This is a genomic window from Nocardia sichangensis, from assembly GCF_047200615.1.
In the GTDB taxonomy this organism is placed as follows: domain Bacteria; phylum Actinomycetota; class Actinomycetes; order Mycobacteriales; family Mycobacteriaceae; genus Nocardia; species Nocardia sichangensis.
Genome location: NZ_JBJZOK010000022.1, coordinates 52,277 through 58,372, shown reverse-complemented (window position 1 = coordinate 58,372; position 6,096 = coordinate 52,277). Strand labels below are relative to the sequence as shown.

Below are 6,096 nucleotides of genomic sequence, written 5' to 3'. Positions count from 1 at the left end.
CCGGACGGCGATGCGACAAGGTAACCATCGACGTGAGGAGTAGTGATGCGGATCGACCATCCGACCGATGACGAACTGCGAGAGAACTTCGACGAGATGCTCCGCTCCGTGCTGACCGGCGGCGGCATCCGCACGGAGACGGGCCTCGACATGAAGACCGAGGACGCGCTGTGGGCGATCGCCCGCGCCTATCCCGACGTGCCGGACGCGCTGGTCGACGCGGCCCGCTCGGCGTTCGCGGGCCAGCTCGACGGCTCCAACGCGCGCGAGCGGAAGGAGGCGCTGGCCCGCAAGATCGAGGAGATCAATCGTCGGCGGTCGGCCCGGTGAGCACCGATGTCACGACCTAAGGTGGGCCCATGACCGAATGGCGCGCGCTGACCGACAGCGAGATCGTCGACCTGGCCACCGGCCTGCGGTCGCTGGACGGCTCCCAGCCGATGGACGCGGTGCCGCGGCTGGCCGAGGCGTTCGGCTGGAAAGTGCTGACCGCCCATCCGGACCGGGCGATGCTGGACGCCGGATTCGGGATGGCCAGCGGAAAGATTCACGGACGTGCCGGCCTGATCGTCGACATCAAGCTGCGCGTCACCGATTTCGCCCCGGACGACGCGGACGGAAGGGCACGGTCGAGGGACGCGTTCGTGGCGATGGTCGCGGCGCTGACCCGCGCACTGGGCGAACCGACCACCCGGGTTCCTGGCGCCACGGCGGAGGTCCGCTGGGCGGGGCCGGAAACGACACTGGTGGTCGCAGACCTGGGCCGCTCGGTTCAGCTGTCCTCGACCGCCAATTCCTGGCTCGAACTGCACGATCAGGCCGTCGAGCTGGAGCAGCAGGAGCAGAGTTGACCGGGTGGGGAGATTTCGCCGCTGGTCTGGCCGTGGAACTGGCCGCGCTGCGCGCCGGTTCCATCGTGAAGCTGGTCGAGTCCGATACCGGACCGCGGCGGCGATACGCCCAGTTCCTCCAGCTCGATGACGCGCTCGAGGCCGAATTGGTCGATGACGAATGGCTCGACCCCGCCTTGCGCGCGGGTGCTGCGGGACGCGCGCTGATCGCCGAATCGGGTTGGCGCGAACGCGACACGAGCCACAACAACTGGTGGACCGAGCTGCCGTGGCCGAGTCCCACGACCGAATACCGCCGCCTGGCGGACATGGTCGTCACCGGGTTGCGCGACGGGTTCGGCATCGACGCCCCCACTGCCCTGGCCTATACGGGGTGGAACGAGCGTTCGGGGAATCGCAAGCTCGACCTGCCGCTACTGGGCCTGCGGCAGGAGCCGTGACGAGCACCGCGCGGACCGGCGCTGTATGAGGATGAACGACGAGCAGAGCAGGCATCGCGGCGTGTACGCCGGCTCCGATGCGGTGGATGAGGGGATTTCCGCGACGTGACCAGACCAGGCGGCCAGGCGACCGGCGACGAGCTCGGTGCTGCTCCAGAACACGGCGCTGACGAGCCGCACCTGTCGCCGTCCGCGGTCGAGGTGCCGGCCGAAGCGGTAGCCCGCCAGTCCACGGAGGGCCACGAGGTCGCTACGGAGGAGCCCGATGTCGGCTTCACCCTCTCCGAGGCGGCGCCGGTCGAAGATGTCGCCGAACGGGCCAAGGCGCTCATGCACCAGGTCGCCCGGGAGCTGGCCGCGGGCGGTCCGCAGGGCTGGCGGCGGGTCGACGCGGTGTTCGCGCTGACGGTGGCCGCGGAGGTCGCGCTGGCCGTCTACTCCGACGATCGAGAGCACGTCGCGCGGGTGACTCCCGAACCCGGGATCGTGGCGCTGGTCCGCGAGCATCGGGAGCTGGCGGCCGGGCTCGAGGACGGGCCCTGGTGGCGTTTGCTCTTCACGCTGACCAGCGACGGCCGGATGGAGGTCGACTACGACTACGGCGACGAGCCGTTTCCGGACGAGCAGTTGTTCCCGCCGGAGGTCTATCTCGCTGATCTCGCGGCGTTTCCCCGGGATTCGCTGCCGGTCTGGCTCGGCGCCTACGTCGGTCACGGTGACCGTCAGTCGCGACCGCCGCAGGTGGCGGCGGCGCAGGCGCGGGCGGATCGGGAGGCGGGCGTGCGGGCCGTGCCGTCCGAGGACGAGCTGCCTCCGTTCCCCATCATGGCCGCCCGGTGGGCCGTGCTCGCCGCAGCGTTCGTCGCGGCCGAATCACCATGGGGCCCAAGGCTGCTTCCTTCCGTGAGCTGGTTCGAGGGAGCCAAGCGCAGCGGTTGTTCGCTGTACGCGCTGCCCGGCGGGCGGGCCGTGCTGTCCGGCGGGGTGTGGAATGCCCCGGAACTGGCGGCGGCCTACAACGACGGCCTCCAGTTGCCCGATCTGTACGCGGGCGCGCCGGAATGGGTGGCGGGACAGGTGTTGAACCACCGCTGCACCAGCGGTCTGCTGTCGTTCTGCTACTGGTGGGAGAACGGCCGCTGGTACCGCGGTGCGTCACCGGGACCCGCCCGGTTCGCCGAGGCGATGCCGGGTGTGTGGAGCTCGGAGACGGTCGTGGACATCGTCGGCAGCCTGCTCGGCGACGACGCGAACGCGCGGCGGCGCGCGGCCGTCGGCGCGCTGGTGTCCGCCGCGGAGGCCGGTGTGGTCACGCGGGACACCCTCGCCGGTGTCTTCGATGACGACGAACGATTCGACGTGGACGGCGCTTTCTTCCAGCTGACCATGGCCGGGGTGACCATGACGGCGCCGGGGCCGATGTCGCGAGAGGACGCGCTCGCCCGGGTCGAGCGGTTCATCCGGGACAGCGGGGCCGATCTCGCGAACTATTCGCTGGAGGACCTGCGCGCCGATCGGATCAGCGTGGGCTGGATGGTGTACGTCCCGGTCGAGCCGGGTGAGATCGCGATCGGCCGGGCGATCTACTACATCGCCGATGACGGTGTGCTGGAACGGTCTTCGTCCTCGGTGGCGCCATCGGTCTACCGCGCGGAGTTCGAGCGGCGGTTCCAGGGCCGGCACGGTCCGGTCGGCGCGTCCTGATCTTCGTGTCTCATCTGCGCCGCGTCACAAACCGGCTGGTCGGGGGCGGTGTGCGGCGCGGAGGGGCCCACCAGGATTCGGGTCTGTACATGCCTCGGCGAACCGACTCACCATAGAATCGTTGGTGCGTCGTAAGACAATATTCGGTCTGCCGTAAGAACCGGCTGCCATATTGACGTGTGGCGCACAGCCGTTCACGGCACGCCAGCGATGAGGAGGGTCGTCAGCGTATGAGTTGCCGGGCGCAGGAGAGTGATCCCGTACGCGGGGGCGAACGGGACGCCGCGCCGTGGCGCGCATATCGTCGACGCCCACGTCGGGGAGGTATTCAGTTGTGCGGGTCGGAGTCTCTGCCTCCGGGATCGGACTTCGGCATCGTATCTCCCGGGGGCGTCGGCGCTCATCCAGTGCGCTTCCCAGCGATGACAACAGGTGCGGGAGCCTTCCGAATCGTCGAGACGGAAAGAGCGCGGCATGTCTGAGACGAATCCATGGAGCAGCCTGTCCCGCGAGGCACAGAACGGCACCTTGGAGCTGCGGCCCGGCACACTCGAAGCTCTGATCAACGCGGCGAACGGAGTTCGCGTCCGCGTCGCCTCGGTGAAAAAGGAGCTATCCAAGATCGATTCGCTGCCGCCGTTCGCCGATGTGTTGCTATCGGCCCAGGCGCTCGCCTCCCGATTCTCGGAAAAGGGAAAAGAACTCGGCAGCATCCTGGACGACCACATCACCATCCTCGACGATCTGACCGACACCTTCTTCGCGGCGGCCAGGCACTACCGAGGCACCGAGGAAGACAACAGGGTCGATTTCGCCGCGCTGGAGCGCCGGGTGGGCGAACACAGAGGTATCACCGAAAACCTCTCGAAGCGCTGGGATCCCGCCGGTTTGACCACCGCGGGCGACGGCAGCGGAAACACCTACGCGCATCCGGATTGGAACGAGGTCGGGAACCGAAAGCCCGAGGAGAACCACGGATTGCCGACGAGCCTGGCCGATCCGGGCGATGTGAAATTCGAACCGCGGGGCGTGCGTGCGGACGACCCGGAGAACTTCACGTATTCCCAGTATCAGACGATCATTTCGTCGATCACCGGGGGCAGTCCGACCATGCCGATCAAGGTCGCGCAAGCCGCGTCGGATTGGCGGTGGCTGGCCGGAGAACTCAAGGAAACGTTCGACATCCTCACCAACCAGATGACGACCAGTAGGTCGAGCTGGACGAGTCCGAACAACAATGGCGGTGCGGACCGAGCACGCCAAGCGATCACCGCTTATGGAACCGGCACCGATCAGCTGAATACGAATATGAAACTGATCGGTGACAGCCTCGAATACGTGTCGGAATGGCTGTACACCACCGGAGTGCTGCTCCAGCAGGGTGACGACTATCCGCCCACACGAACCTCGGGTGAGACCGACGACGCGTACCGGCAGCGGAAGGAAGAGGCCGCGGTCCGGAATTACGTCAGGACGATGCAGGCCGCCTATGTCCCCGGCGTAGAGGAGACCGACAAGGTCATCGCGGTACTGCCGGATCCGATCCCCCCGACCACCGGCCAAGTGCCGGGACCGGGGCCAGGGCCGGGCGGTCCAGGGCCGGGCGCCGCACCGGGGCCGGGGACAAGCGCCGCACAACTGGCGTCGATGCAGAACGCGCGACGGCAGGCCGAACAGCAGCAGAAGGCACTGGAAGACGCGCAGCGCCAAGCGCAATTGGACGCTCAGCGCCGCGCCGCCGAACAGCAGCAGCAACAACAACAACAGCAACAGCAGGCCGCCCAGCAGGCCGCCCAGCAGCTGGCGCAACAGGCGCAGCAGGCAGCCCAGCAGATCGCGCAACAGGCGCAGCAGATCGGGCAGCAGGCTGCCGGCGCCGCGCAGCAAGCGGCGCAACAGGCCGCGCAGCAGGCTGCGCTGGCGGGCCTGCCGGGCATGCCGAATCTGTCCGACGCGACGAAGAAACTCGAGTCGGCCCTGGCGAAGGGTGCGGGCGGCCCCGGTGGTTCGGCGGGCGGTCCCGGCGCACCGAAGTCGGCCGCGAACCAGAACCTGGAGAAGGCCTCGAAGTTGTTCCCGCGGGCGACGAACGCGGTGGCCGCGGCGGCCACTGGGCGCGCGGGTCTGGCGGCGGGCCAGGGCATGATGGGCGGCCCCGGCATGCCGATGGGCGGTCCCGGCGCCGCCCAGGGCGGCCAGCAGAAGGAGCACAAGCGCGCCGACTACCTGGATTCCACCGAGCATCTGGAAGAGGCGCTCGGCGACGCGCCCGTGGTAGCGAAACCCGTTGTCGAGCAATGAACGACACGTGGGAGTTCTCCGGTCTCGAATTCGCCGCGGCATGGCACGCGGCGAAGGAGAGCCTGCCGGATCCGTTCTTCTACCTCAGCGGCACGACCTATTACGACGACGCGTGCAGGCAGAAAGCCGAAGCGTGGCAGCGGATCCAGGCCCGCTGGGGCCGGGCGCTGGAGGAGTTGATGGACGTGCTCACGGTTCCCGACATCCGGCTGGTGATCCGCGGGATCGACGGCCGGGACGCGCGGAACCCGAAGGGCGCCATCCGCATGCTCGCCGGCCGCAAGGGCGATCGCGCGTTCCTGGTGACCCAGAAGCCGGGAACGGAACGCCGAACCGAGGGATTCACGGTCGCCGAACACGACGTTCTGTCGCTCGGCCACAGCGTGGCCGAGGCATTGCCGAAGGTCGACGCCGGGCGCGGGTCCGCCTTCGATCTCATCGAGCCGGGCGGCGACGGGCTGGACTATTCCTATGGCCGGTCCCCGGTGAACGACGTCGAAGACCGCACGGCTGGTCGCAGCGAGTCCTTCGATCGCGCGCCCGCCGCCACGGTGGGCACCATCGTGGTGGAGCAAGGGCATTCACGGTTCGGTCCGCGCGGTATCACCCGGGCGCACCTGGCCTGGCGCGATCTCGTCGACGACGGGCGTTACGCGATCGTGCCGGGCAGCCCGCCGACAGTGCTCGCGGCGGACGTCCGGCGACTGACCGAATTGATCAACGCGCGGATCGCCGAAGTCGTCCAAGCCATCAAAGACGAGCGGATGTGATCGATCGTATGCGCGCCATTCCGTTTTCGA

Annotated in this window: 6 protein-coding genes; all 6 read left to right on the top strand. The window is 68.4% G+C overall.

Annotated elements, in window-relative coordinates:
- The first annotated feature begins 45 nt into the window (after positions 1–45).
- Complete coding sequence (locus tag ACL03I_RS26940) at positions 46–330, top strand: hypothetical protein (RefSeq protein ID WP_039795825.1); 285 nt, start codon at positions 46–48, stop codon at positions 328–330.
- 29 nt (positions 331–359) lie between these two features.
- Positions 360–851 carry a DUF6301 family protein gene (locus ACL03I_RS26935; protein WP_364430821.1) on the top strand — a complete coding sequence of 164 codons (492 nt, stop codon included), beginning with the start codon at positions 360–362 and terminating at the stop codon, positions 849–851.
- Entirely contained in the window at positions 848–1,291 is a 444-nt protein-coding gene (locus tag ACL03I_RS26930; RefSeq protein WP_355076160.1) for a TY-Chap domain-containing protein, read from the top strand. Before ACL03I_RS26935 ends, ACL03I_RS26930 begins: the two co-directional genes overlap by 4 nt.
- 105 nt (positions 1,292–1,396) lie before the next feature.
- Positions 1,397–2,995, top strand: a complete 1,599-nt coding sequence (locus ACL03I_RS26925; protein ID WP_412807240.1) for a hypothetical protein — start codon at positions 1,397–1,399, stop codon at positions 2,993–2,995.
- Positions 2,996–3,469: 474 nt separating this feature from the next.
- Positions 3,470–5,296, top strand: coding sequence for a hypothetical protein (locus ACL03I_RS26920; RefSeq protein WP_412807239.1), 1,827 nt, complete (start codon positions 3,470–3,472; stop codon positions 5,294–5,296).
- Positions 5,293–6,066 carry an ESX secretion-associated protein EspG gene (locus ACL03I_RS26915; RefSeq protein WP_412807238.1) on the top strand — a complete coding sequence of 258 codons (774 nt, stop codon included), beginning with the start codon at positions 5,293–5,295 and terminating at the stop codon, positions 6,064–6,066. The genes ACL03I_RS26920 and ACL03I_RS26915 overlap by 4 nt, the downstream gene beginning before the upstream one ends.
- Positions 6,067–6,096: the final 30 nt, after the last annotated feature.